The organism is Rhodococcus sp. NPDC058532, from assembly GCF_042719255.1.
Taxonomy (GTDB): domain Bacteria; phylum Actinomycetota; class Actinomycetes; order Mycobacteriales; family Mycobacteriaceae; genus Rhodococcus_G.
Window position 1 is genome coordinate 1 of record NZ_JBHXNU010000008.1, and the last position, 24290, is coordinate 24290.

A 24290-nucleotide genomic window follows, 5' to 3' on the forward strand; every position below is an offset into this window, starting at 1 on the left:
ACTCGACAAAAGTTACGTGGCCGTGAACGCCACCGCAAATCCGCTGGTCAACCACCATGACCGGACACAAACACGCAGGTCACCCACCCCGATCACCCCGCAGACACCCGAATCCGACCGATGTGACGCCGGACACTCGGCCGTTCGGGCCAGCACATGCGCAGAGGGCGCCGCCCTCCCGCTCACGCGGGACGACGACGCCCTCCGGACAGGAACAGGATCAGGCGGGCAGCACCTGGATGCCCGCGAAGTTGCGCTTGCCGCGGCGGATGACGAGCCACTGGCCGTGCAGCAGGTCGGTCCCCTCGGGGGTCCAGTCCTCGGCGGCGACCTTCGCGTTGTTCACGTATGCGCCGCCCTCCTTGACGGTCCGCTTCGCTGCACCCTTGGAATCGCACAGTCCGCTCGCGACCAGGAGATCGACGATGGTGCTCGGCTCGCCGGGCCGAACCTGCCCCACCGAGGCCTCGGTCAGGGCGGCGGCGAGGGTCGCTTCGTCCAGGTCACGAATCTCGCCCTTGCCGAACAGCGCCTGGCTGGCGAGCTCGACCGCGGCGGTGTTGTCCGCGCCGTGCACCAGGGTCGTCATCTCGGCGGCGAGGCGTCGCTGCGCGACCCGGGCCTGCGGCCGCTCGGCGACCTCGACTTCGAGTTCGGCCAGTTCGCTCTGGCCGAGGAAGGTGAACCAGCGCAGGTAGCGGATCACGTCGGCGTCACCGGTGTTCACGAAGTACTGGTACCAGGCGTAGGGGCTGGTCATCTCGGGGTCGAGCCAGAGGCTGCCGCCGCCGGTGGACTTCCCGAACTTCTTGCCGTCCGACGAGGTGACGAGCGGGACGGTCATCGCGTGCACCGATTCCCCGTCCACCCGCCGGTTCAGCTCGACGCCGGCGACGATGTTGCCCCACTGATCCGAGCCACCCACCTGCAGCGTGCAGCCGCGTTCCCGGCGGAGCTGAAGGTAGTCGTTGGCCTGCAACAGCATGTAGCTGAACTCCGTGTAGGACATGCCGTCCGACTCGAGGCGCCGCTTGACGGTCTCGCGGGCGAGCATGACGTTCACCGAGAAATGCTTGCCGAGGTCCCGGAGGAAGTCGATGGCGGTGAGCTTGCCGGTCCAGTTCATGTTGTTCTCGACAATGGCGGCGTTGTCGCCGTCGAAGGAGACGAACCGTTCGAGCTGGGTGCGGATCCGCTCCGCCCAGTCGGCGACGGTGTCGGTGGAGTTCATCACCCGCTCACCGACGTCGCGGGGGTCGCCGATCAGCCCGGTCGCGCCGCCGGCGAGCACGATCGGCGTGTGGCCCGCACGCTGGAACCGCTTGAGCGCGAGCAGCGGGACGAGGTGGCCGGCATGCAGGCTGGGACCGGTCGGATCGAAACCGCAATACAGCGTGACCGGACCTGCCTGGGTGTCACGACGCAGGGCGTCGATGTCGGTGGACTGCTGGATCAGCCCACGCCAGGTCAGTTCGTCGATGATGTTCTCGGTAGGGACGATGTTGTCGGTCACGACGTCGATCATCCCGCACTCCGCACGGCGGGCGCACGCGGGCTGCGACGGTAGGCCGACACGGCATCCGAACCGGCGTCCCACAGTCGCCACGGCCGGTCCGGCGCGTGGGTGATCCCGACCCGCGGGCCCGCGTCGACCCGCACCGCGTCGCCTGGCTCGAGACGAATGCGGGCGTTCCGATCGAACAGCGGTGAACCGTTGTCACCCAGGCTGATTCCGGCGGCCTGCCCGAGGTTCCCCGGACCTCGGGCCAGCTCGCGCAGCGCCCGACCCGGCGTTCGCCGGGCCCGGACCTCCGCCTCCCCGTCGATCACCTCGGCCGCCCGGAGCAGGACCGCGCCCGCCGTCCCCTCGGGTGCGCACGTGACGTTCATGCACAGGTGCAGGCCGTGGCTGAGGTAGACGTAGAGCCGGCCTGCCGGGCCGAACATCACCGCGTTCCGTCGCGTCGGGCCCGGGTAGGAGTGTGCCGCGGGGTCCGGCCACGGGCCCGCCGGGTCGCCTCCGTATGCCTCGACCTCGACGATCCGCAACCGCACCGCGTCGACCGCCAGCACCGCGCCGAGCACCAGGTGTGCGGCCTGCACCGGATCGGCCGCCGACAGGGCCCGCTCGGTCAGTTCCGGCGAGCGGGAGTACTCGGTCGTCATGCCGCGATTGTGCCCTTGACCGGCGACCTCCCCGACACCGATAATTCATCACACGATGATTTCATCACTCGATGAATTGGAGGACGAGATGCCCGCACCGTCACCGGCCGTCGCGATCGACGGCCTCGTCGTGCACCGCGGCGGCGTCGAGGTCCTGCACGGACTGGACCTGCGCATCCCCGCCGGCAGCATCACCGGGCTGCTCGGCCCGTCGGGCTGCGGCAAGACCACGCTGATGCGCGCGATCGTCGGGACACAGATCGTGGCGTCCGGCACGGTGACCGTGCTCGGTGAGCCCGCGGGCTCCAGCCTCCTGCGGGACCGCGTCGGCTACGTCACCCAATCCCCCACCGTGTACCTCGATCTGTCGGTACGGCAGAACATCGCATACTTCGCGGCGCTGTACGGCAGGCCGCCGCGGTCGGTGGCCGACGCGATCGACGCCCTCGACCTGGCCGACAAGGCCGACGTCCCCGCCGGCGACCTGTCGGGTGGGCAGCGGGGCCGGGTGTCGCTCGGCTGCGCGCTGGTCGCCGAACCCGAACTGCTGATCCTCGACGAGCCCACCGTCGGGTTGGATCCGGTGCTGCGGGCGGATCTGTGGGGACGCTTCGGCGACCTCGCGGCCGCCGGGACCACGCTGCTGGTGTCCAGCCACGTGATGGACGAGGCCGAGCACTGTCACGACCTGCTCCTGATGCGGGACGGCTACCTGCTCGACCAGCTCAGCCCGGCAGCGCTGCTCGAGCAGACCCGCGAGACCAGCCTCGAGCACGCGTTCCTCACCCTGATCCGCGAACGCGAAGTGCAGGAGCAGTCGTGAACACGCCACTCGTTACCCCGCGCATCTACGGCGCGAGCACCGTACGCATCCTGCGGCAACTGCGCCGCGACCACCGGACCGTCGCGATGATCCTGCTGGTGCCCGCGCTGCTGATGACGCTGCTGTACTACCTCTACGTCAATGTCCCGACACCGCCGGGACAGGTCCCGCTGTTCGACCGGATCGCGGTCACCATGCTCGGGATCCTCCCGTTCGTGGTGATGTTCCTGATCACGTCGATCGCGATGCAGCGTGAACGCAGCTCCGGCACGCTGGAGCGGCTGCTGACCACACCGATGTCGAAGCTCGACCTGCTCGGCGGCTACGGCACGGCGTTCTCGCTCGCGGCGACCGCGCAGGCGGTCATCGCCTGCCTGGTCGCGTTCGGGCTGCTCGGATTGACGACGGTCGGCAGCGTCGGTTGGGTGGTGCTGATCGCGGTGGTCGACGCCGTCCTCGGCGTCGCGCTGGGACTGCTGTGCAGTGCATTCGCCCGCACCGAGTTCCAGGCCGTCCAGTTCATGCCGGTCATTGTGATCCCGCAACTGTTCCTGTGCGGCCTGCTGGTGCCGCGCGACCAGCTACCGGAATGGCTGCAGTGGGCGTCGAACGTGATGCCGCTGAGCTACGCGGTGGACGCGTTGCAGCAGGTCGCGGCCCATCCCGGTGCCACGGCCCTGATGTGGCGGGACATCGCCGTCGTCGTCGGGTTCGCGATCGTGGCGCTGTGCCTGGCGGCGGCGACGCTCCGCAGGCGCACCCCGTGACCCGTGCGACCACCCGGACGGGGCGCAGGCCGGGCAGTTCCGGCACCAGGGACGCGATCCTCGGTGCGGCGCGGAGCCGGTTCGCCGAGCATGGGTTCGACCGGACCTCGGTGCGCTCGATTGCCGCGGATGCGGGGGTCGATCCGGCCCTCGTGCACCACTACTTCGGCACCAAACGGGCCCTGTTCCTCGCCGCGATCGCCATCCCGGCGGACCCGGCGATGGTCCTCGCGGGGGTGGCCGACGCCCCGGTCGAGGAGATCGGCGAACGGTTCCTGCGCGCGGTCGTCGGGGTGTGGGAGTCGCCGCACCGGGAGGGTCTGCTTGCCGCGTTCCGGTCGGCGATCACGGGCGAGTCGGTGGGTCTGGTCCGCAGCTTCCTCACCGAGGTGGTGTTGACCGAGATCGGACACCGCGTCGACGACCCGGTGGGCAGCGCCGACCTGCGGGCCTCCCTGGTGGCCTCGCAGATGGCGGGGCTGATGGTCACCCGCTACATCCTCGAACTCGAGCCGCTCGCGACGCTGCCCCCGGATCGGGTGGTGCACCTGGTCGCACCGACCCTGCAGCGGTACCTGACCGGCGATCTCGGTTAACGCGACTGCTGGGAGGACGAGTCGACGCCGCGGGCGAGGTAGTCCTCGTGCTGGGCGTCGGTGGCATCGCGCGCCTCGTCGACGAGCAGCACCGGGATGCCATCCTCGATCGGGTACGCGCGCCGCAGCCGCGGATTGTAGAGAAGTTCGTCGCCGACCAGCAGGAGCGGGCCCTTGTCCTGCGGGCAGGCGATGATGCTCAACAGGGTGGGATCGAGCGCCACGGAAGGTCCTCTCACGTTCGGTTCACGGATCGTCGGTCAGGCTACCCGCTACCCGGCCGGCGCCCGACTCCCCCGCTGCTGAAGGTCCGCAACGACGGCCTTGGTCAGGCGCCGGTAGCGGAGTTCGCGTTGGTCCCAGAACCAGGCCCGCACACCCGGTTTCGGCAGACCCGCCGCCCGCAATGCGCTGCGCCGCGGCCGGTAGGAGTTGCTCAACGCGATCTCCGGGATCACGTGCACCAGGTCGGGATGCTGGTCGGGGTCGAGATCCGCGAAGGCATCGGCGAGGTCCGCCGCGGTCAGGGAACGGTCCCGGTGCAGGGTCACCGCGGTCACCGCGAGCTCCGCACCGCCTGCGATGACCCCGTAGCTGACGACGAGGTCGATCTGGTCCAACGCGGCGAGTGCCGCACCGATCGGCTCGCCGTACACCGGCCCGCGGCGCGTGCAGACGACGGTGTTCCGGTCGTCCATCAGCCAGTAGTCGCCGTCGCCGTCGACGCGGAACAGGTGCTCGGTGGGCACCCAGGCGTCGCCCGCCGCGAACACGCCCCGCATCGCGCCGCTGACCGCCTCCGTGGACGTCGCCTGCCCCAGCAGCAGTCCCACCTCGCCGACGGAGCACTCGCGGACCAACCCGCGACCGTCCTCGAGGAACCGCTGCGCCACCGGGTCGTACGCCGCAATCTTCACCGGGGTGCTGCCGGGCAGCGGCCTCCCCTTCGCTCCCGGTTTGGCACCGGACACGTTCGCGAGCACGACGGCCGCCTCCGTCGAGGCGTAGAACTCGAGGACCCTGGCGGGCGCGAACCGCTCCATCGTCCGCAGCCACAGCCCGCGGGGCATGCCGGAGCCGACGAACAACCGGATCGGGTGCGAGGAGTCGAGCGCCGAGTCGGGGGTGTCCACCAGGTCCCGCATCATCGTCCACGTGTAGGCGACCACCGTGACCCCATACCGGTGCACCTCGGTGACGAACCGGTCCGGGTCGAGACCGCGGGCCAGCGCGATCCGCGATCCGCCGGCAATCGCACCGCCGAGGGTCGCGAGCAGCAACGACGAATGATACAGCGGCGCAAAGGAATACACCGTGTCGCCGCCGCCGAGATTCGCGGCCGTCGCGGTGCCGAACGCGGACAGCGCCCACCGGTGGTTGGTGATGTGCTTGGCCTCGACCTCGCCGCCGAAACGTCCGAACAGCACGAAGGCGAGCTCGTTGGCCCGGCCGGGATCGGGCCGGTACCAGGCGGGCAGCGAGATCTCGTCGGGGTCGATCTTCTCGAGGTCGATCGTCTCCGAGCCGGGTTCCAGGTCGAGGATGCGGGATTCACCACCGCCGAGGACCAGCACCGGCGGACCCAACAGCTCCGCGCTGCGCAGGTTGTCGGGATCGGACACGATCGTGGCGACCCGCCCGAGCCGCGCCGCGGGGGCGAGGTCCTCGGTCGGGGGCAGCAGGACGGTGACGGCGCCAATCCGCGACAGTGCGGCGATCGCGACGAGCGCGCTCGGCCGGGTCTCCATCAGCACGCCCACCCGGGTGGACGGCCGGACACCGGACGCGATCAGCCCCTTGACGACGTGGTCGATCCGGACGTTGACGGCCTCGTTGGTGTAGGCGCGGTCGTCGAACAGGAAGCACTCCCCGCGCGGGTTCTTCTCCCCCGCCTCGGCGAGCAGCTTGCCGAGCGAGATGGTGGTGTGCGGCTGCACCTGACCGAGCCGGACCAGCCGCGGCAGCGCCCGCGCCGCCTCCGCGGACAGCTCGCGGCTGCCGCGCACGGCCTGTGCGGTCGCGCCGAGGACACCGCGCACCGCCCCGACCCCCACCTCGGCCACCGACGCCCCGGTGTGCAGCAGCCGGTCCGTGACCGACACGCCCGTCTCCGCGGCGGGCAGGCACTCGGTGATCATCTCCGCGATGCCGTCGGGGCGCGGCCCGAGACCGGACCGCCAGCGCACCCAGTCGCCGGTGGTCGGCCAGGTGTGACTCGCCGACATCGAGCCAACGACGAGGCCGAAATGCCCGGCCCGCATCGTGGATTCGAACACCTGCGCGCGGGGAGCCGCCCTGCGGATCCCGCGGACCGCTGCGGGCTGCCCGATGTCGTCCACCTCCCCGACGAACGCGAGGATCGGGCAGGTGAGCTCGGCGAGCGAGACGAGCTGGTCACCGATCACGAAGCCGCCGGAGACCATCCGGTTGTGGGCGACGAACTGCTTGAGCAGTTCGGCGATCGCCGGACCGGACCAGCCAACCCAGCCGTCCTGGGACAGGAAGCGGCGCTGCGGTTCCCGCGGCAGCAGCGCCTCCCGGTCGTGCAGCTGCATCAGGAAGTCGATCCGGGACTTGGCGGTCTTGACCGGATCCAGCAGCTGGAATCCGGTCCGGGCCATCCAGCCCGCGATGGCCCAGCGGCTGAAGACGTGGTCGGCGAGGAAGTCGGCGGCGGGCGCGGCGACGTCGCCGGGGATCCCGAACGGCAGCGCGGCGAGGGTGTCCACCGGCGCCCCGAACGTCACCAGCGACGCCACGTTGCGGCAGCGCCGGTAGGCGGCGGCCTGGTAGGCGAACATGCCGCCCTGCGAGTAGCCGGACAGGTGCACGTCCCGGCCGGTGTCCCGGTGAACCCGGTCGACGATCTCGCTGATCGCGACAATGTGGTCGGCCAAAGTGCGGTCCCAGCCGCCCTCCTCGGTGTCCGGAGACCCGAAATCGACGACCCACGGGTCCAGGCCCATCGAGTGCAGGATGCCGACCGCACCCTGGTCCTGGGTGACGTCGTAGACGTCGGCGGCCATCATCATCGGCGGGATCAGCAGGATCGGCGGCCCGGTGGGGTCCGCGTCGCCCGACCGGTCGGCGAAGTAGTGGCGCAGCCGGTACATCGGGGTGCGCGCGACGACGGTGAAGTCCGAGGGCCGCGCCTCGGTCTCGAGGCCGCCAAGGCGGACGACCTCGAGACCGTTCTGCGCGGTCGCGACCACGCGGCGAACGGAACCGTTCAGAATTTCGGACCAACTCACTGCCGCGCCCCCACTCGTTCCGCCGATGTTCCGGCACAGTGTATTCGCGCGCGGCAGTGAGGATCGGTCAGTTGCCGATCCGGTCCCGCAGTCCGGACGCGGACTCCCGGACACCGTCCAGCTGCCGCGCCACCTGAACGCCTGCGGTGCCACCCCTGGCGTTCCGGGAGGCGATCGACCCCTGCACGGTGAGCACGTCCCGCACCGCCGGGGTCAACGCGGGATCGACGGCGGCGAGTTCATCGTCGGTGAGGTCCTCGAGGCCGACCCCGCGGGCCTCCGCGACCCGAACGCACGCACCGGCCGCCTCGTGCGCGACGCGGAACGGAACGCCCTGACGGACCATCCATTCCGCGATGTCGGTGGCGAGGGTGAACCCGGCGGGCGCGAGTTCCGCCATCCGGTCGGTATGGAACTCGAGGGTCGAGACCAGACCGGTGATCGCGGGCAGCAGCAGTTCGAGCTGGGCGACCGAATCGAAGACCGGCTCCTTGTCCTCCTGCAGGTCCCGGTTGTACGCGAGCGGCTGCGCCTTGAGGGTGGCGAGCAGACCGGTCAGGTTGCCGATCAGGCGCCCCGCCTTGCCCCTGGTGAGCTCGGAGACGTCCGGGTTCTTCTTCTGCGGCATGATCGACGACCCGGTCGACCAGGCGTCGGCGAGCGTGATGTAGCCGAACTCCGGTGTGCTCCAGATGATCACCTCTTCGGCCATCCGGGACAGGTCGACCGCGATCATCGCGAACACGAACGCGGCCTCGGCGGCGAAGTCCCGCGAGGAGGTGGCGTCGATCGAGTTGTCCGCGGCGGAGTCGAAGTCGAGGTCCGCGGCGATCGCGTCCGGATTCAGCCCGAGCGACGAGCCGGCGAGCGCCCCGGACCCGTACGGGGACACCGCGGCCCGCGCGTCGAAGTCGACCAGCCGCTGCACGTCCCGGAGCAGCGGATGCGCGTGCGCGAGCAGGTGATGCGCGAGCAGCACCGGCTGCGCGGCCTGCAGGTGCGTCTTGCCCGGCATCACCGCGTCCGGGTGCGCCGCCGCCTGGGTGGCGAGGGCGTCGACGACGTCCAGCACCCCGGCCGCGACCCGACGGGCGGCGTCCCGCAGCCACATCCGGAACAGCGTCGCCACCTGATCGTTGCGGGAGCGACCCGCCCGGAGCCTGCCACCGACCTCGGGGCCGACGCGGTCGATCAGGCCGCGTTCGAGCGCCCCGTGCACGTCCTCGTCGGAGTCGGCGGGCACGAACGCGCCGCTCGCGACGTCGGCGCCGAGCCGGTCGAGACCGTCGAGCATGGTGGCCAGGTCCGCGTCACCGAGCAGCCCGGCGGCGTGCAGCACCTTCGCGTGCGCGGTCGACGCCCGCACGTCGTAGGGCGCGAGGACCCAGTCGAAGTGGGTGGACTTGCTCAGCGCCGCCATGGCGGCGGCCGGTCCGGACTCGAACCGGCCGCCCCACAGCGCGCCGGCGACGGTCGCGCCCTGACGCTGCGCGCCTTCGTTGGTTCCGTGAGCGTCGGTCATTTCTTACAGACCCAGGTCGCGCTTCGCCGCGACCTTGGAGGACAGGCCGTGGATGTTGACGAAGCCCTTCGCGTACGACTGGTCGAACGTGTCGCCCTCGTCGTAGGTGGCGAGGTTGAAGTCGTACAGCGACTGCGAGCTGCGCCTGCCGTTGACGGTGATCGCACCGCCGTGCAGGAACAGCCGGATGTCGCCGGTGACCCGCTCCTGGGTCTTCGCGACGAAGGTGTCCAGCGCGTCCTTGAGCGGGGAGAACCACAGGCCGTCGTACACCAGCTCGGACCAGCGCTGCTCCAGCTGCCGCTTGTAGCGACCGAGCTCACGCTCGAGGGTGACGTGCTCGAGCTCCTGGTGCGCGGTGATCAGCACCATCGCGCCGGGCGCCTCGTAGATCTCGCGGCTCTTGATGCCGACGAGACGGTCCTCGACGACGTCGAGGCGGCCGACGCCCTGCGCGCCGGCGCGGGTGTTGAGTTCCTGGATGGCCTCGAGGACGGTGACCGGCTTGCCGTCGATCGCGACCGGCTTGCCCGCCTCGAAGCTGATGATCAGCTCGTCGGGGGTGTTCCAGTTGAGGGTGGGGTCCTGGGTGTAGTCGTAGACGTCCTTGGTCGGCGCGTTCCACAGGTCCTCGAGGAAGCCGGTCTCCACCGCGCGGCCCCACACGTTCTGGTCGATCGAGAACGGCGACCGCTTGGTGACGTTGATCGGGATGCCGTTCTCCTCGGCGAAGGCAATCGCCTTCTCCCTGGTCCACGCGTAGTCGCGGACCGGCGCGATGACCTCGAGGTCGGGCGCGAGGGCGCCGAAGCCGACCTCGAAGCGGACCTGGTCGTTGCCCTTGCCGGTGCAGCCGTGCGAGACGACGGTGCCGCCGTGCGCGCGCGCCGCCTCGACGATGTGCTTGACGATCAGCGGACGGCTGATCGCGGACACCAGCGGGTACCGGTCCATGTACAGCGCGTTCGCCTGGATGGTCGGCAGGCAGTACTCGTTCGCGAACTCGTCGCGGGCGTCCACGACGACCGACTCGACGGCGCCGCAGTCGAGGGCACGCTGACGCACGACCTCCATGTCCTCGCCGCCCTGGCCGAGGTCGATGGCAACGGCGACGACCTCTTTGCCGGTCTCCTTGCCGATCCAGCTGATGGCCACGGAGGTGTCCAGCCCGCCCGAGTAGGCGAGTACGACGCGTTCAGCCATGGTCTGTGTGCTCCTTTGGGGTTGTCACTTCTCGAGATTATTCAGTTGTGTCGATCGATGGCCTGCCGAATCCGAACGAAATGCCCGGTCAGGCCAGTTTCTCGATCATGTCGGCGAGCTGCGCGCCGGTCAGCGGCTGCCGGGCCACCACAAGAATGGTGTCATCCCCGGCAATGGTTCCCACAACCTCCGGCAGCGACGCCCGATCCAGGGCGCTCGCCAGGTAGTGCGCGGCGCCCGGCGGGGTGCGCAGCACCGCGAGGTTGCCGCTGGCGTCGGTGGACACCAGCAGCTCCCCCAGCAGCCGGGACAGCCGGTCGGTGCCGCCGGACACCCCGCGCACCGGGCTGCCGTCCTCGGGGACGACGTACACGCCCGCCCCGCCGTCGGCGGCGCGCAGCTTCACCGCGCCGAGCTCCTCCAGGTCCCGCGACAGGGTGGCGTGCGAGACCTCGATGCCCTCCGCCGCGAGCAGCGCGGCGAGCTCCGGCTGGCTACGCACCTCGTGCACCGAGAGCAGCGCGGTGATCCGCGCCTGCCGCCCGGCCCGGGTTGGTGCGACGGCGACCGGCTTCGCCTGCGCGCCCCGCGACTGCGGCGCGGCCAGCTCGCGCGACCGGGCGGTGGTCACGGCCGCGACCCGTCCCGATGCTCGAGCAGCCAGACCAGCAGCGCCTTCTGCGCGTGCAGGCGGTTCTCGGCCTCGTCCCACACCACCGACTGCGGGCCGTCGAGCACCTCGTCGGTGATCTCCTCACCGCGGTGCGCGGGCAGGCAGTGCAGCACGACCGCGTCCGGCGCCGCGGTCGCGAGCAGGTCGGCGTTGATCTGGAACGGCCGGAAGGGGCCGACCCGGTCGAGCCCGTCGTTCTCCTGCCCCATCGAGGTCCAGGTGTCGGTGACAAGCGCGTCCGCGCCCGCGGCCGCCGCCTTCGGGTCGTCGGTGACGGTGATCGTGGCTCCGGTCTCCGCGGCCCTGGCGCGCGCCGCGTCGATGATCCACGATGCGGGCGCGAAGCCGTCCGGCGCTGCGATCGTGACATCGATGCCCGCGGTGACGCCACCGAGCAGCAGCGAGTGGGCCATGTTGTTGGCGCCGTCACCGAGGTAGGTCAGCTTCAGCCCCTTCAGCTCCCCCTTGTGCTCGCGCAGGGTTTGCAGGTCGGCGAGCACCTGGCACGGATGGAACTCGTCGGACAGGGCGTTGACGATGGGAACCGTTGCCCCGGCGGCCATCTGCTCGAGCCGCTTCTGCCCGAACGTGCGCCAGACGACGGCGTCGACGTAGCGGGAGAGCACCCGGCCGGTGTCCTGCAGCGTCTCCTCCCTGCCGAGTTGGGTGCTGCGCCCATCGACGACGACGGCGTGCCCGCCGAGCTGCGCGATCCCGACCTCGAACGAGAACCGGGTGCGGGTGGAGTTCTTCTCGAAGATCACCCCGACGGCCCGCGGCCCGGCGAGGGTCTGCTTCGCGAACGGGTCCTTCTTCAGCGCCGCGGCCAGGTCGAGCACCTCGGCCTGCTGCGCCGGGGTGAGGTCGTCATCCCGCAAGTAGTGTTTGATCGACATGACGTCACTTCCCTTCCGCGACAGCGGTGTTCAGGATTTCGGGGAGCGCGGTGACGAATCCCTGCGCCTGCTCCTCGGTGAGGATCAGTGGCGGCGCGAGCCGGATCACGTCGGACGCGGCGGCGTTGACGAGGAACCCGGCGTCGCGGGCGGCGGCCTCGACGGCCGGGGCGACGGTGTCGGTGAGCACGATGCCGAGCAGCAGGCCCGCGCCGCGGACGTGGTCGACCAGCGGGTGTTCGAGCGCCTCGATGTCCGTGGACAGCGACTTGCCGAGGGCGTCGACGTGACTGAGCAGGTCGTCCTGCTCGATCGTGCGCAGCACCGCGAGCGCGGCGGCAGCGCACACCGGGTTCCCGCCGAAGGTGGTGCCGTGCTTGCCGGGACCGAACAGGTCGGCCGCCGCGCCGGTGGCGATGCACGCGCCGATCGGCAGGCCGCCGCCGAGCCCCTTGGCGAGGGTCATCACGTCGGGCACGATCCCGGACGCCTGATGGGCGTAGAACCAGCCGGTGCGGGCGATACCGGTCTGCACCTCGTCGAGGATCAGCAGCGCGCCGCGCTCGGCGGTGATCCGCCGGGCTTCCACCAGATACCCCTCCGGCGGGACCACGACCCCCGACTCCCCCATGATCGGCTCCAGGATCACCGCGGCGGTGTCGGAGTCGACGGCCGCATCGAGGGCGGCGATGTCGCCGTAGGGCACGAACTCGACCCCGGCGGGCATCGGCTCGAACGGGGCCCGCTTCTCCGGCTGACCGGTCATCGCGAGCGCGCCCATGGTGCGGCCGTGGAACGCCCGCTCGGCGGCGACGATCTTGCGTCGTCCGGTGAGCCGGGCCAGCTTGAACGCCGCCTCGTTGGCCTCGGTTCCGGAGTTGCACAGGAACACCCGGCCGGTGACCGGGCCGTCCTGGCCTGCGCCGAGGTGGTGCAGCAGCTGCTCGGCGAGCGCGACGGCCGGTTCGCTCGCGTACAGGTTCGACACGTGACCGAGCGTGTTCAGCTGCGCGGTGACGGCGTCGATGATCGCCGGGTGCCGGTGGCCGAGACTGTTGACGGCGATGCCGCCGAGCAGGTCCAGGTACTGCTTGCCGTCGGCATCGGTGAGCACGGCGCCGTCGCCAGCGGCGAGCGCGACCCGCGGGACGCCGTAGTTGTTCATCAGCGCGCCGGACCAGCGGTGCTGGAGGGCAGAGGTGCCGGTCATGCGGGGCCTTCCTTGTCTGTCGAGGGGACAACCATCGTGCCGATGCCCTCGCCGGTGAGTAGTTCCAGGAGCACGGAGTGGGCGAGGCGGCCGTCGATCACGTGCGCGCTCGGCACGCCCCCGTGCACGGCCCGCAGGCAGGCCTCCATCTTCGGGACCATCCCCGAATCGAGCCGCGGCAGCAGCTCTTCGAGCGCGTCGGTATCGATGACGGAGGCGAGCGAACCCCGGTCGGGCCAGTCCGTGTAGAGGCCCTCGACGTCGGTGAGGACGACGAGCTTCTCGGCGCCGAGGGACTCGGCGAGGGCGGCCGCCGCGGTGTCGGCGTTGATGTTATGCACGACGCCGTCGGCGTCCGGCGCGATCGTCGAGACGACGGGGATGCGGCCCGCGGCGATCAGGTCGAGGACCGCGGTCGGGTCGACGGTGGTGACGTCGCCGACGAGACCGATGTCGGTCGGTTCGCCATCCACGACGACGGTGCGCCGGGTCGCGGTGAACAGGTGCGCGTCCTCACCGGAGATGCCGACCGCGAAGGGCCCGTACGCGTTGATCAGGCCGACCAGTTCGCGGCCGACCTGACCGAACAGCACCATCCGGACCACGTCCATCACCTCGGGGGTGGTGACGCGGAAGCCGCCGCGGAACTCGCCCGCCATGCCGAGCCGCGCGAGCATCGCGTTGATCTGCGGTCCGCCGCCGTGCACGACGACGGGGTGGATGCCGACGGTCCGCAGGAATGCCATGTCCTGCGCGAAGGCGGCCTTGAGCGTGTCGTCGACCATCGCGTTGCCGCCGTACTTGACGACGACGATCTTGTCGTGGAACCGCTGCAGCCAGGGCAGCGCCTCGGCGAGGACGTGCGCCTTCTGGCTGTTCGTGAGGCCGAGGAGGGTCGTCGCGGCGGTGCCGCTGTCGAGGGCGCCCGTCATGACGAGTACGCCGAGTTCTCTTCGACGTACGCGTGCGAGAGGTCGGTGGTGCGAATGGAGACCTCCGCATCGCCGATGCCGAGGTCGATGCGCAGCGCGATGTCCGCACCGGTCAGGTCCACCTCGCGGGCTCCGGGCGCGCCGACGCCGTCGATGCACACCGGGTTCCCGTTGAAGGACACCGCGATCCGGTCCGGGTCGAGTTCGATCGGGGCGATGCCGATCGCGGCGAGGACCCGGCCCCAGTTGGGGTCGGAGCCGAACAGCGCGGTCTTGACGAGGCTGTCGCGGGCGACGGTCCGGGCACCGATCAGCGCGTCCTGCTCGGTGGCCGCGCCTGCGACGGTGACGGTGACCCGCTTGGTCACGCCCTCCGCGTCGGCCATCATCTGGTCGGCGAGGTCGTCGCAGACGGCGAGGACGGCGGCGTTCAGCTCCGCCTGGGTGGGGGTGACGCCGCTGGCCCCGGACGCCAGCAGCAGCACGGTGTCGTTGGTGGAGGTGGCGCCGTCGACGTCGAGGCGGTCGAAGGACAGCCGGGTCGCGGCCCGCAGCGCCTCGTCGAGCTGGGCCGCGGTCGCGACGGCGTCGGTGGTGACGACCGACAGCATCGTCGCGAGGGACGGTGCGAGCATCCCTGCGCCCTTGGCCATGCCGCCGACGTTCCACTTGTTCGCGTGGTGCAGTGCGGCCTGCTTCGGCACGGTGTCGGTGGTCATGATCGCGTAGGCGGCGTCGGTGCCGCCGGAGATGCCGCCCGCGAGCTCGTGCACGATCTCGGTGACACCGGCGAGCAGCTTGTCCATCGGCAGCCGATCGCCGATCAGGCCGGTGGAGCAGACGGCGACCTCACCGGCGCCGGTCTCGGTGCCCCAGTCGCTGAGGGTCGCCGCGACCTGCTCGGCCGTGGCGTGGGCGTCCTGGAATCCGCCCGCGCCGGTGCAGGCGTTGGCGCCGCCGGAGTTGAGCACCACCGCACGCAACGCTCCGGAGGTGAGGACCTGCTGCGACCACAGCACGGGGGCGGCCTTGACCTTGTTGGCGGTGAACACGCCGGCCGCCGCCGTGTCGGGGCCCTCGTTGAAGACCAGCGCGAGGTCGGGCCGACCGCTGGCCTTGATGCCTGCCGCGATGCCCGCCCCACGGAAACCGGCGGGCGCGGTGACGCCCTGGGTGCGGATCAGTCTGCCGCCAGCGGTCTCCACGGCGTGCGGCGCTGCGAAGTCGGATTCTGTTGTCACGGAGCAACTCCCACAGTGGTGAGTCCATCGGTCTCGGGCAGGCCGAGGGCGAGGTTCATGGATTGGACGGCACCGCCCGCGGTGCCCTTGGTGAGGTTGTCGATCGCAGCAATCACGACGAGCTGCCCGGCGGACTCGTCGACGGTGACACCGATCTGCGCGGCGTTCGATCCGACGACCGCGCCGGTCTGCGGGTAGACGTTCTCGGGGAGCACGTGCACGAACGGCTCGTCGGCGTAGGCCTTCTCGTAGACCTCGCGGGCCCGGGCGAGGTCGACGGTGGTTGCCGCGGTGCAGGTGGCGAGGATGCCACGGGGCATCGGGGCGAGCACCGGGGTGAACGAGACGGTGACATCGGTGCCCGCGAGCGCGGACAGGTTCTGGGTGATCTCGGGGGTGTGCCGGTGCGCGCCGCCGACGCCGTACGCCCGGGCCGAGCCCATCACCTCGGAGCCGAGCAGGTCGGCCTTGGGGGCACGGCCCGCCCCGGAGGTGCCGCTGACCGCGACGACGTTCACCCGGGGCTCGACGATGCCCGCGGCGATGGCGGGGGCGAGCGCGAGGCTCGCGGCGGTCGGGTAGCAGCCGGGCACCGCGATGCGGGTGGCGCCGGCGAGCCGGTCCCGGTTGCCGGGCAGTTCGGGCAGGCCGTAGGGCCAGGTGCCGGCGTGCGGGCTGCCGTAGTACTTCTCCCAGGCGGCGGCATCGGCGAGCCGGAAGTCGGCGCCGCAGTCGATGATCACGGTGCTCTCCGGGAGCGCCGTTGCGATCTCGGCGGAGTTGCCGTGCGGCAGACCGAGGAACACGACGTCGTGCCCGGCGAGGGTGTCGACGGTGGTCGGTTCGAGCACGCGGTCCGCGAGCGGGAGCAGATGCGGGTGGAACTGTCCGAGGGTGGCGCCCGCGTTGCCGCCCGCGGTGAGGGCGCCGATCGCGAGTCGGCCCTCGCGGTGAGCGGGGTGCCCGAGCAGCAGGCGCAGGATCTCGCCGCCTGCGTACCCGCTCGCCCCGGCGATCGCGACGCGGATCGGTCCGGTGGAGGCTGCTGTGGTGACCATATGGACGATTATGCACCATCATGCAAGCTCATTCAGGATCGGCCGGGTTCCGCGCCCCCACCCGGGCTCTGAATGCCCCCGTCATTCAGTCAGACCGACCGGATACCCCCTTCGGGACGGCGGACTGGGCGGCGATGGCCGCACCCATCCATCGTCTCAGATAGCGGCGCAGGCCCGCCTCGTCGCGCTGCGGATCCCCGGGTGAGATGAAGAACGACTGCATCGTGCGCAGCACGAACTCGACCAGCTCCCGAAGCGACGCGTCGTCGTAACCGTGCCGCTCCCAGTCCACGTCGAACCGCCGGATCATGGTCATCCCGAAGGCCTGCGCGGCCTCGGACGTCAGCCCCTCCGGCCGGACCCCCGAGTAGGACGCGGAGAGCAGGATCCCCAGGTGCGGGGTGCGCCGCACGTCGGTGAGGGTGAACACGACGCCCTCGGTCATCGCGTCCACCGGGTCGGTCAGGCCGACGACCCGGCCCGCGAGCCGGTCGAGGAAGTCGTCGACCGAGGCAATCGCGGCAGCGGTCATCACCGCCTCGGAACTCGGAAAATAGCGGTAGACCGTCTGCCGGGTGACGCCGAGGGACTCCGCGACATCGGCGATCCCGATCGCGGTCCCGGACTGCCCGATCAGGTCGACGGCGGTGGCGACGATGCGCCGCGTCGCCTCGGCATCGTCGACCGGAGGCAAGCCGCCCCATCCTCGTCTGCGTGCCATCGCGCGGACGCTACCAGGACGCCCGGCATCCGAACGCGCGGCCGATCCGACAAATGTCATCATACACTTCCGGCCCACTGTGTATGGTCCAAGCCATCGCGGATCCGACTGCCCGCCGGTCCGCCTCGCACCGACGAAAAGAGGGATCGCGCATGACCGACCTGAAACCCCGCAAAATGGACTTCGGCTTCGAGGACCGGGACGTCCCGTTCTGCTGGAACCCCGAGAATCCCGCGTGGTCGTCGATGGCGAACGCGGTCTCGTTCCTCGCCATCGGCTTCGAGAAGATGATCGTCAAGCTGATCCTGCAGGCCAAGCCGCTGATCACCGACCCGGAGGTGGCCGCGGAGGCGGTCGCGTTCATGCGTCAGGAGGGACATCACTCGACCGCCCACCGGCAGCACGTCGCCGGCCTGATTCGCAGCTACCCCGGCCTGCAGAACACCCTCGACGCGGTCGTCGGCGAGTTCGACCTGCTCACCGAGCGCACCTCGATCAACTACCGGCTGGCCTACACCGCCGACCTTGAGGCCACCTTCACCCCGGTGTTCAAGCTGATGCTCGACAACGAGGCCACCCTGTTCGCGCCCGGTGACGACCGCGTGGCCTCCCTGTTCCTGTGGCACTTCGTCGAGGAGGTCGAGCACCGCAGTTCGGCGCTGGTCATCTACAACTCCGTCGTCGGCAACGAGATGTACCGGATGCGGATGGCCGCGTCGATCTTCGCGCACGTGATGAAGGCGATCCGCATCGCCTGCGCCGGGTTCAACCAGCACGTCCCGCTGTCCGAGCGGAAGGTCGACTCGATGTCGATGTTCGCCCGTCACCGGGCCAAGCAGCGGGTACTGACCGCGGTCGCGCCGTATCTGACCAAGGGGCCGATGCCGCGGGCCTTCGACGGCCTGCCCATTCGGGAGCAGTTGACCGCGCTCGCCGGCGCGGTCCGCAGCCAGCTGCCCGGCCACGATCCGGCGCACGAGAACCTGCCGACGCTCGCCGACCGCTGGTTCGACCGCTACGACTCCGGCTACGACTGCACCCGCTGGTACACCGCGGACGAGCAGCCGGGCCGGGCGGAGCCTGCGACCGCGGGGGCGATCTGATGGCGGCCGGCTGCAGCCCGACCTTCTCCGATCTCGCGGTCCGGCTCGGGTTTTCCTGCGAGGAGGCGGGCGGCCTGGTCGAGTTCCGCAATCCGGCGGACCTGGAGAACTGGACGCTCCCGGTGCTCGAATGGATGATCGTGCTCGGCGCGGTGCTCGCCCTGGTCCACGCGATCCTGCGGCTGCGCAGGCAGGGTGATCCGACGAATCTCGTGCTGTGGTTCGGCGCGACCGCGTTCCTGTTCGTGATCGAGCCGCCGATCTACTTCCCGGCCACGTTCGGCACCGAGGAGTACCTCGGGACGATGTTCGCGCACAACGTGTTCACGGTGGACTTCCTGTGGGGCAGGCTGCCGCTGTACATCGTCGCGATCTACCCGCTGATGGCGACGCTGGCGTTCGAACTCGTCCGGATGCTCGGGGTGTTCCGGCGGTACGGGGTGATCCTCGGGGCGGTGTGCGTCGGCTTCGTGCACCACGCGTTCTACGAGATCTTCGACCAGCTCGGCCCGCAGCTGCGCTGGTGGGAGTGGACCCTCGACAACAAGGTCAATCTGCCGTTCTTCGACGCGGTTCCGCTGCCCAGCGTCGTGGTGTTCGCCGCGTTGTGGCCGATGTCGCTGGCGCTGTGCGTGCAGTTCTTCGTCGGCAGGCACGTCGATGCGGGTCGGACGTTCTCCGGGCTGCAGCTGGCGTGGCGGACCGTGGTGATCGGCCTGACCGCCTCGATCGGGGTGTTCGTGCTGCCGCTCCCCGCGACCGTGGGCGGGCTCGGCAGCGACACCGTGCGCGGGTTCCTGTACGCGGCCGAGCTCGTCGCCGTCACCGTCGTCGCGATCCCGCTCCTGGCCCGCCAGTGGTCGGCGCTGCGGCGCGGCACCGCCACCGGTCCGGCGTACTCGAACGACTTCGTCCGGTACTACGCGATCGTGTACATCGTGGTGATGGGGGCGTTGTGGGCGAGCGCGCTGCCCGACTTCTTCGCCGCCACCGACGGCGTCACCGCGAACGGCGACCCGATCGGCAACCTCTGGTACACGATCGGCTGCTTCGCCGTCGCGATCGCCACGGTCGCCGCATCATTCACGGTTCCCCGCCCGGCGGACACACCGGCACCCGAACCGCAGTCGGTGGCTGCCCCGGCCTGACCCTCGTCCGGGTGTCGGGTACCGCCTCGTCGCGGTACCCGACACCGGTCACAGCACGGCGTCGCGCAGCGTGTGCTTGGTCAGCTTGCCGGACGGATTGCGCGGCAGCGTGTCCACGAGCACCAGCTCCCGCGGGATCTTGTACCGCGCCAGCCTGTCCGAGAGGTACGAGCGCAGCTCGTCGAGTTCGAGGTGCGCGTCCGGCGCGGTGACGACCACCGCCACGACCGTCTCGCCCCATTCGGGGTGCGGCCTGCCGATGACCGCGACGTCGAGGACGTCCGCCCGCGGGCGGATGGCCTCCTCCACCTCCTGCGAGTACACGTTCTCGCCGCCGGTGATGATGACGTCCTTGGTGCGGTCGACGATGAAGATGTACCCGTCCCCGTCGAGTCGGGCCACGTCCCCGCTGCGGTACCAGCGCCCGTCGAACACTTCCGCGGTGGCCTCGTCGTTGTTCAGGTAGCCGAGCATCCGGGTGTCGCCGGCGAGCCAGATCTCCCCGGTCTCCCCCGGCCCGGCGTCGACGCCGTCCGGGCGGACCACCCGCAGGTCCACCCCCGGCATGCCGCCGCGGCCGATCGAGCCCGCCTTGGCGATCTGCTCGCGCGGGTACAGCGCGGTACCGACCGGGCCCATCTCGCTCATCCCGTACACCTGATAGAAGTCCTCGGAGCGGTAGGCCTGCTGCAGCTTCCTTGCGACCTCGGCGCCGATCGGGGCACCGCCGTAGATCCAGTGCCGCATGCTCGAGAAGTCGAGGCCGGTGAGGTCGATGCCCGCGGCGGCCGCCGCCTGCAGCGGAGCCAGGTAGGCGATCGGGGCGCCGAAGAACGCGGTGATCCGCTGCGCCGGAATGATCTTCAGGAACTCGACCGGGTGGTATTCGCGCATCAGCACGGCCGTGCCGCCGAGGAACATGGTCGGGACGAAGCAGACGTTGAGCGGGGCCGCGTGCCAGATCGGCATCGCGATCAACATCCGCATGTCGCGGTCGTACCCCAGGGTGGTCGAGACGTACGCGGCGACGGTGGTGATCGACCGGTGCGTGTGCAGGCAGCCCTTCGGGGCGCTGGTGGTGCCCGAGGTGTAGAGCACCTGCGCAACCTCGGTCTCGTCGACCTCGACGCCCTCCCACTCGCCGGACGCCTCGACCAGCGCGTCGAAGTCCCGCATCGGCTCGCAGCCCGCGTCGGCGGCAACCTCGGTCACCAGCCAGTCCACCTGCGGCGCACCGGTTTCCGCCGTGGGCCGCAGCTCCGACGAAACGATGCCGACGGCGGCGCCGCAGTGCTCGAGGAGGTACGCCACCTCCGGCGGCGCCAGCTTGTGGTTGACCGGGACCAGCGCGGCCCCGGCGCGCCACGCGCCGAACGCGGCGATCACGAAACCGGGGCTGTTGTAGGTCATCACCGCGACCCGGTCGCCCCTCCCGACCCCGCGGGCCCGCAGCACCTCGGCGGCCCGCCTCGATGCGGCGAGCAGTTCGGCGTAGGTGAGACGCTCATCCCCGTAGACGAGCGCGTCCTTATCCGGGTTCTTGCGGGCCGCACTCTCCAGCATGGCGGTCAGGTTCATCGAACTCTCCTCAGGTGGGCGATCGGCGCGGGGTGGCCGTTGCCGTCGCCGGCGTTTCGTTCTACAGTCGACTCACCAACGATTGAATCACGATTCAAAGCTTGCCGAAAGGGTGCCCGGGCGATGGCCTACCGATCGACGGAGAAGACGCGCGCCGCGCAGGCCCAGCGCCGGGCAACGCTGCTGGCCGAGGCGACGGCCCTCGTCGCGTCGGGCGGCTTCGCGGCGGCAACGGTGAAGGCGATCGCCGAGCGCTGCGAGGTCAGCGTCGGATCGGTGTACTCGTACTTCGACGGCAGCGCGGACCTGCTTGCTGCCGTGTTCCGGCTCGGCGCCGACCAGGAACTCGCGGCCGTGCGCGCCGCGGTCGCCGCGGCCGACGAGCCTGCCGACCGCCTCCGCGCCCTGGTCGAGACGTTCGCGCTGCGCGCCATCCGGGGCCGTCAGCTCGCCTGGTCGCTGCTGTTCGAGCCGGTCGACCCGCGCATCGACGCCGAGCGACTCGGGTACCGCGCCGACTACCACGCCCTCACGATGGAGATCCTGCGCGACGGGGTCGCGGCGGGGGTGTTCCCCGCGCAGCACCTCGGGGTCGCCGCGACCGCCGTGATCGGCGCGATCAGCGAATCCCTCACCGGACGCCTGTCCCCCACCACCGCGGGCACCACCACCGACACCGACGACGCCGACATCGTGGACGCGATCACCCGCTTCTGCTTCCACGGCATCGGCCACACCGACCGCCCGAGCAGCACCGCACCAACGATCGAAGGAACACTCCCATGACCGCCATCGCACCGTCCGGATTCCGCACCCACGAGGTGTTCAACCAGGCCCCGCCGCGTGTGGACGTCAACGAGTACACCTCGAACGGCCCCCTCGTCGAGGGCGTCGCGCACTATGACGCCGACTGGGCGCAGCAGGAACTGACCGAGGTCGGCGCGCTCGTCGGCACCGAGTCGTTCCAGCACGACGCCGAGTTGGCGAACACGATCACCCCCGAGTTCCACTCACACGACAAGTGGGGCAACCGGATCGACGAGGTGGAGTTCCATCCCGCCTACCACCGGATCATCGGCGCCGCCGTCAGCCACGGCGCGCACACCTCCGCCTGGGCGGACCCGAAGCCGGGTGCGAACGTGGCCCGCGCCGCGTCGTTCATGATGTTCGCGCAGATCGAGCCGGGGCATTCGTGCCCGATCTCGATGACCCACTCCGTCGTGCCCGCACTCGCCGAGTTTTCCCCCGAGCTGTCGCAGCTGTGGCTGCCGCGGCTGTACGCCCGCGGCTACGACGGCGCGCTCGCCGCGCCCGGTGACAAGCCCGGCGTGCTGTTCGGGATGGCGATGACCGAGAAGCAGGGCGGCTCGGACGTGCGCGCGAACACCACCCGCGCGGCGGCGAACGCCGACGGCACCTGGTCGCTGACCGGGCACAAGTGGTTCTGCTCGGCGCCGATGTCGGACGGCTTCCTGATCCTGGCGCAGAGCCAGGAGGGATTGTCCTGCTTCCTGGTTCCGCGGGTCCTCGAGGACGGCACCCGCAACGTCTTCCGGATTCAGCGGCTCAAAGACAAGCTCGGCAACAAGTCGAACGCGTCCTCCGAGATCGAATTGGACGGCACCATCGGACATCTCGTCGGCGAACCGGGCCGCGGCGTCCGGACCATCATCGAGATGGTCTCCCGCACCCGGTTGGACTGCGTGTACGGGTCCACCGCCGGCATGCGGCAGGCGGTCGCCGAGGCGCTGTGGCACGTCCGGCACCGGGCCGCGTTCGGCGCGACGCTGATCGACCAGCCCGCGATGACATCGGTCGCCGCGGACCTCGCCCTCGAGTCGGAGGCCGCGACCGCGACCGCGCTGCGCCTCGCCCGCGCCCACGACGAGGACGCCGACGACACCGAGAAGGCGTTCCGCCGGCTCGCCACCGCGGTCGCGAAGTACTGGATCTGCAAGCGCGGACCGCACCACGCCTACGAGGCGCTCGAATGCCTCGGCGGCAACGGCTACACCGAGGCGTTCCCCCTCGCCCGCCGCTACCGGGAGCAGCCGGTGATGGCGGTGTGGGAGGGTTCCGGCAATGTCATCGCCCTCGACGTGCTGCGCGCGATGACCAGGGAGCCGGAGTCGGTGCAGGCGTTCGACGCCGAACTGGCCAAGGCCCGCGGCGCATCCACCCTGTTCGACGCCCACCAGGACCGCATGCGGGCCGCCCTCGCGGAGCTGGCGACGCTCGACCAGGCGCAGGCGCAGTTGCGGGCCCGGTCGGTCGCGGCGTCGATGGCGCTCGGGCTGCAGGCGTCGCTGCTGCTGCGCACCGCGCCGACCGCGGTCGCCGAGGCGTTCCTCGCGGCCCGTCTCGGTGAGGCCCGCGACCTCGAGTACGGCTCCCTCCCCGCGGGCACCGACTTCGCGGCCATCCTCGACCGGCACTGACCGCGGTCGCACGACACGCGAATGGCCCATTCGGTCGGCTGACACCGACCGAATGGGCCATTCGGTACCGCTGGTAAGGTCGTCAGTCCTGTCGGCCGTGCCGACCCGACCGCGCCCCCGACTCGGCTGCGTCGGGCAGCGACTGCGTCGACGGGCTGGCCCTGATGGACAGAATGAACATCGCCACCACACCGAACAGCACCAGCGCGATCGTGGCGATCACCACGACATACCCGAACACGACACCAATTTCCACCATCACGCCTCCATAGTTTGGTCCGTCCACCGTACCGACGCGGCGTCAGTCCCCACGCAGCGACCTGCGGATCTCGGCGAGCCGCTCCTGCGCCGCCTTCTCCCGTGCCGCGTACTGCTCCTCGAGGGCCGCTCCCGCACCGGAGGCAGCATCCAGTTCCGCTGCCCCGTCGGCGGTCCCGGAACGGGACTCGATCTTCTCCCGCACCGCATCGAAGGTCGGGACGCCGGTCTCGGTGTAGCCGGTCACGTCCGCGACACCCGGCGCCGCCCCGACACCCGTCCCGCCCGCCGGATCCGGAACCACGTGCGCGTCGATGATCGTCGGCGGCTCCGGCACCTGCGGGGTTGGCGGGATCGGCGAGGGCTGGATCGGCGAAGACGGGGGGCCGACGGGATCCGGCACCATCCGGATCTCGAGGGCCGCGGCGTGCAGCGCGGCCAACGCGGGCCTGCCCGTGGTCACCGCCGCGACCACCTCCCGCACCTCGTCGTCGGACAACGCGCTCATGCTGTCCACGATGGTCTGCTTGTCGGTCATGACACCTCGCTCGAATCGGCCTGATTCCAGGCTAGCCGTGCCGGCCCGGGGAACCGGGGAGGGGGGCCCACCCCGCGGGGGGGGGGGGTTCCCGGGGGGTGTTTGTCCTGCGGGCGGCTGCGATCCCCACGAAGAGGGTATGGGGGAGAACCCCGCGACGAGGGGGAC

At 70.6% G+C, this 24290-nt stretch carries 23 protein-coding genes; 7 read left to right on the forward strand and 16 right to left on the reverse strand.

The window, feature by feature from the left end; translation table 11 throughout:
* Positions 1-220: 220 nt before the first annotated feature.
* Together tyrS and ACFWQG_RS11530 are read right to left on the reverse strand one after the other, a co-directional pair.
* The gene (tyrS, locus tag ACFWQG_RS11525; protein WP_378507754.1) at positions 221-1525 is read right to left on the reverse strand and encodes a tyrosine--tRNA ligase; all 1305 of its coding nucleotides are present in this window, start codon (positions 1523-1525) and stop codon (positions 221-223) included.
* A complete protein-coding gene (locus ACFWQG_RS11530; RefSeq protein WP_378507755.1) occupies positions 1522-2166 on the reverse strand; it encodes a DNA-3-methyladenine glycosylase in 645 nt (214 codons plus the stop codon). The genes tyrS and ACFWQG_RS11530 overlap by 4 nt, the downstream gene beginning before the upstream one ends.
* An 88-nt stretch (positions 2167-2254) precedes the next feature.
* Between ACFWQG_RS11530 and ACFWQG_RS11535 the strand changes: the two genes are divergently transcribed.
* From ACFWQG_RS11535 to ACFWQG_RS11545, 3 genes are read left to right on the forward strand one after another with little or no spacing between them, the layout of a single operon-like run.
* Positions 2255-2989, forward strand: coding sequence for an ABC transporter ATP-binding protein (locus ACFWQG_RS11535; protein ID WP_378507756.1), 735 nt, complete (start codon positions 2255-2257; stop codon positions 2987-2989).
* Entirely contained in the window at positions 2986-3756 is a 771-nt protein-coding gene (locus ACFWQG_RS11540) for an ABC transporter permease (protein ID WP_378507757.1), read from the forward strand. The genes ACFWQG_RS11535 and ACFWQG_RS11540 overlap by 4 nt, the downstream gene beginning before the upstream one ends.
* On the forward strand, positions 3753-4352 hold the full coding sequence (locus ACFWQG_RS11545) for a TetR family transcriptional regulator (protein WP_378507758.1): 600 nt from the start codon (positions 3753-3755) through the stop codon (positions 4350-4352). The genes ACFWQG_RS11540 and ACFWQG_RS11545 overlap by 4 nt, the downstream gene beginning before the upstream one ends.
* Here the strand turns inward: ACFWQG_RS11545 and ACFWQG_RS11550 are convergent.
* The 11 genes from ACFWQG_RS11550 to ACFWQG_RS11600 all read right to left on the reverse strand — a co-directional run bounded on the left by ACFWQG_RS11550 (position 4349) and on the right by ACFWQG_RS11600 (position 17059).
* Positions 4349-4576, reverse strand: coding sequence for a Trm112 family protein (locus ACFWQG_RS11550; RefSeq protein WP_378507759.1), 228 nt, complete (start codon positions 4574-4576; stop codon positions 4349-4351). The genes ACFWQG_RS11545 and ACFWQG_RS11550 overlap by 4 nt on opposite strands.
* A 48-nt stretch (positions 4577-4624) precedes the next feature.
* Entirely contained in the window at positions 4625-7603 is a 2979-nt protein-coding gene (locus ACFWQG_RS11555; RefSeq protein WP_378507760.1) for an AMP-binding protein, read from the reverse strand.
* Positions 7604-7670: 67 nt separating this feature from the next.
* A complete protein-coding gene (gene argH / locus ACFWQG_RS11560; RefSeq protein WP_378507761.1) occupies positions 7671-9125 on the reverse strand; it encodes an argininosuccinate lyase in 1455 nt (484 codons plus the stop codon).
* Between the two features lie 3 nt (positions 9126-9128).
* The gene (locus ACFWQG_RS11565; RefSeq protein WP_378507762.1) at positions 9129-10328 is read right to left on the reverse strand and encodes an argininosuccinate synthase; all 1200 of its coding nucleotides are present in this window, start codon (positions 10326-10328) and stop codon (positions 9129-9131) included.
* An 88-nt stretch (positions 10329-10416) separates the two neighbouring features.
* Positions 10417-10959, reverse strand: coding sequence for an arginine repressor (locus ACFWQG_RS11570; protein ID WP_378507763.1), 543 nt, complete (start codon positions 10957-10959; stop codon positions 10417-10419).
* Positions 10956-11897, reverse strand: coding sequence for an ornithine carbamoyltransferase (gene argF, locus ACFWQG_RS11575; protein ID WP_378507764.1), 942 nt, complete (start codon positions 11895-11897; stop codon positions 10956-10958). The genes ACFWQG_RS11570 and argF overlap by 4 nt, the downstream gene beginning before the upstream one ends.
* 4 nt (positions 11898-11901) lie before the next feature.
* A complete protein-coding gene (locus tag ACFWQG_RS11580; protein ID WP_378507765.1) occupies positions 11902-13107 on the reverse strand; it encodes an acetylornithine transaminase in 1206 nt (401 codons plus the stop codon).
* Entirely contained in the window at positions 13104-14039 is a 936-nt protein-coding gene (gene argB, locus ACFWQG_RS11585; RefSeq protein ID WP_378507766.1) for an acetylglutamate kinase, read from the reverse strand. Before argB ends, ACFWQG_RS11580 begins: the two co-directional genes overlap by 4 nt.
* A complete protein-coding gene (argJ, locus tag ACFWQG_RS11590; protein ID WP_378507767.1) occupies positions 14036-15280 on the reverse strand; it encodes a bifunctional glutamate N-acetyltransferase/amino-acid acetyltransferase ArgJ in 1245 nt (414 codons plus the stop codon). Before argJ ends, argB begins: the two co-directional genes overlap by 4 nt.
* Positions 15277-16338, reverse strand: coding sequence for an N-acetyl-gamma-glutamyl-phosphate reductase (gene argC / locus ACFWQG_RS11595; RefSeq protein WP_378507768.1), 1062 nt, complete (start codon positions 16336-16338; stop codon positions 15277-15279). Before argC ends, argJ begins: the two co-directional genes overlap by 4 nt.
* Positions 16339-16423: 85 nt before the next feature.
* Positions 16424-17059: a TetR/AcrR family transcriptional regulator gene (locus ACFWQG_RS11600; RefSeq protein ID WP_378507769.1), complete on the reverse strand. Its 636-nt coding sequence runs from the start codon at positions 17057-17059 to the stop codon at positions 16424-16426.
* A 152-nt stretch (positions 17060-17211) separates the two neighbouring features.
* Between ACFWQG_RS11600 and ACFWQG_RS11605 the strand changes: the two genes are divergently transcribed.
* Entirely contained in the window at positions 17212-18162 is a 951-nt protein-coding gene (locus ACFWQG_RS11605; RefSeq protein WP_378507770.1) for a metal-dependent hydrolase, read from the forward strand.
* Positions 18162-19310 carry a hypothetical protein gene (locus ACFWQG_RS11610; RefSeq protein WP_378507771.1) on the forward strand — a complete coding sequence of 383 codons (1149 nt, stop codon included), beginning with the start codon at positions 18162-18164 and terminating at the stop codon, positions 19308-19310. The genes ACFWQG_RS11605 and ACFWQG_RS11610 overlap by 1 nt, the downstream gene beginning before the upstream one ends.
* Positions 19311-19358: 48 nt before the next feature.
* On the opposite strand, the gene ACFWQG_RS11615 is transcribed toward ACFWQG_RS11610, so the two are convergent.
* Positions 19359-20888: a class I adenylate-forming enzyme family protein gene (locus tag ACFWQG_RS11615; RefSeq protein ID WP_378507772.1), complete on the reverse strand. Its 1530-nt coding sequence runs from the start codon at positions 20886-20888 to the stop codon at positions 19359-19361.
* 123 nt (positions 20889-21011) lie between these two features.
* Between ACFWQG_RS11615 and ACFWQG_RS11620 the strand changes: the two genes are divergently transcribed.
* Both ACFWQG_RS11620 and ACFWQG_RS11625 read left to right on the forward strand, forming a co-directional pair.
* Positions 21012-21674: a TetR/AcrR family transcriptional regulator gene (locus ACFWQG_RS11620; protein WP_378507773.1), complete on the forward strand. Its 663-nt coding sequence runs from the start codon at positions 21012-21014 to the stop codon at positions 21672-21674.
* Complete coding sequence (locus ACFWQG_RS11625) at positions 21671-23326, forward strand: acyl-CoA dehydrogenase family protein (RefSeq protein ID WP_378507774.1); 1656 nt, start codon at positions 21671-21673, stop codon at positions 23324-23326. Before ACFWQG_RS11620 ends, ACFWQG_RS11625 begins: the two co-directional genes overlap by 4 nt.
* Positions 23327-23408: 82 nt before the next feature.
* Here ACFWQG_RS11625 and ACFWQG_RS11630 read toward each other — a convergent pair whose 3' ends face one another.
* Positions 23409-23588, reverse strand: coding sequence for a hypothetical protein (locus ACFWQG_RS11630; RefSeq protein WP_378507775.1), 180 nt, complete (start codon positions 23586-23588; stop codon positions 23409-23411).
* 39 nt (positions 23589-23627) lie between these two features.
* Positions 23628-24122, reverse strand: a complete 495-nt coding sequence (locus ACFWQG_RS11635; protein WP_378507776.1) for a PspA/IM30 family protein — start codon at positions 24120-24122, stop codon at positions 23628-23630.
* Between the last annotated feature and the right edge of the window lie 168 nt (positions 24123-24290).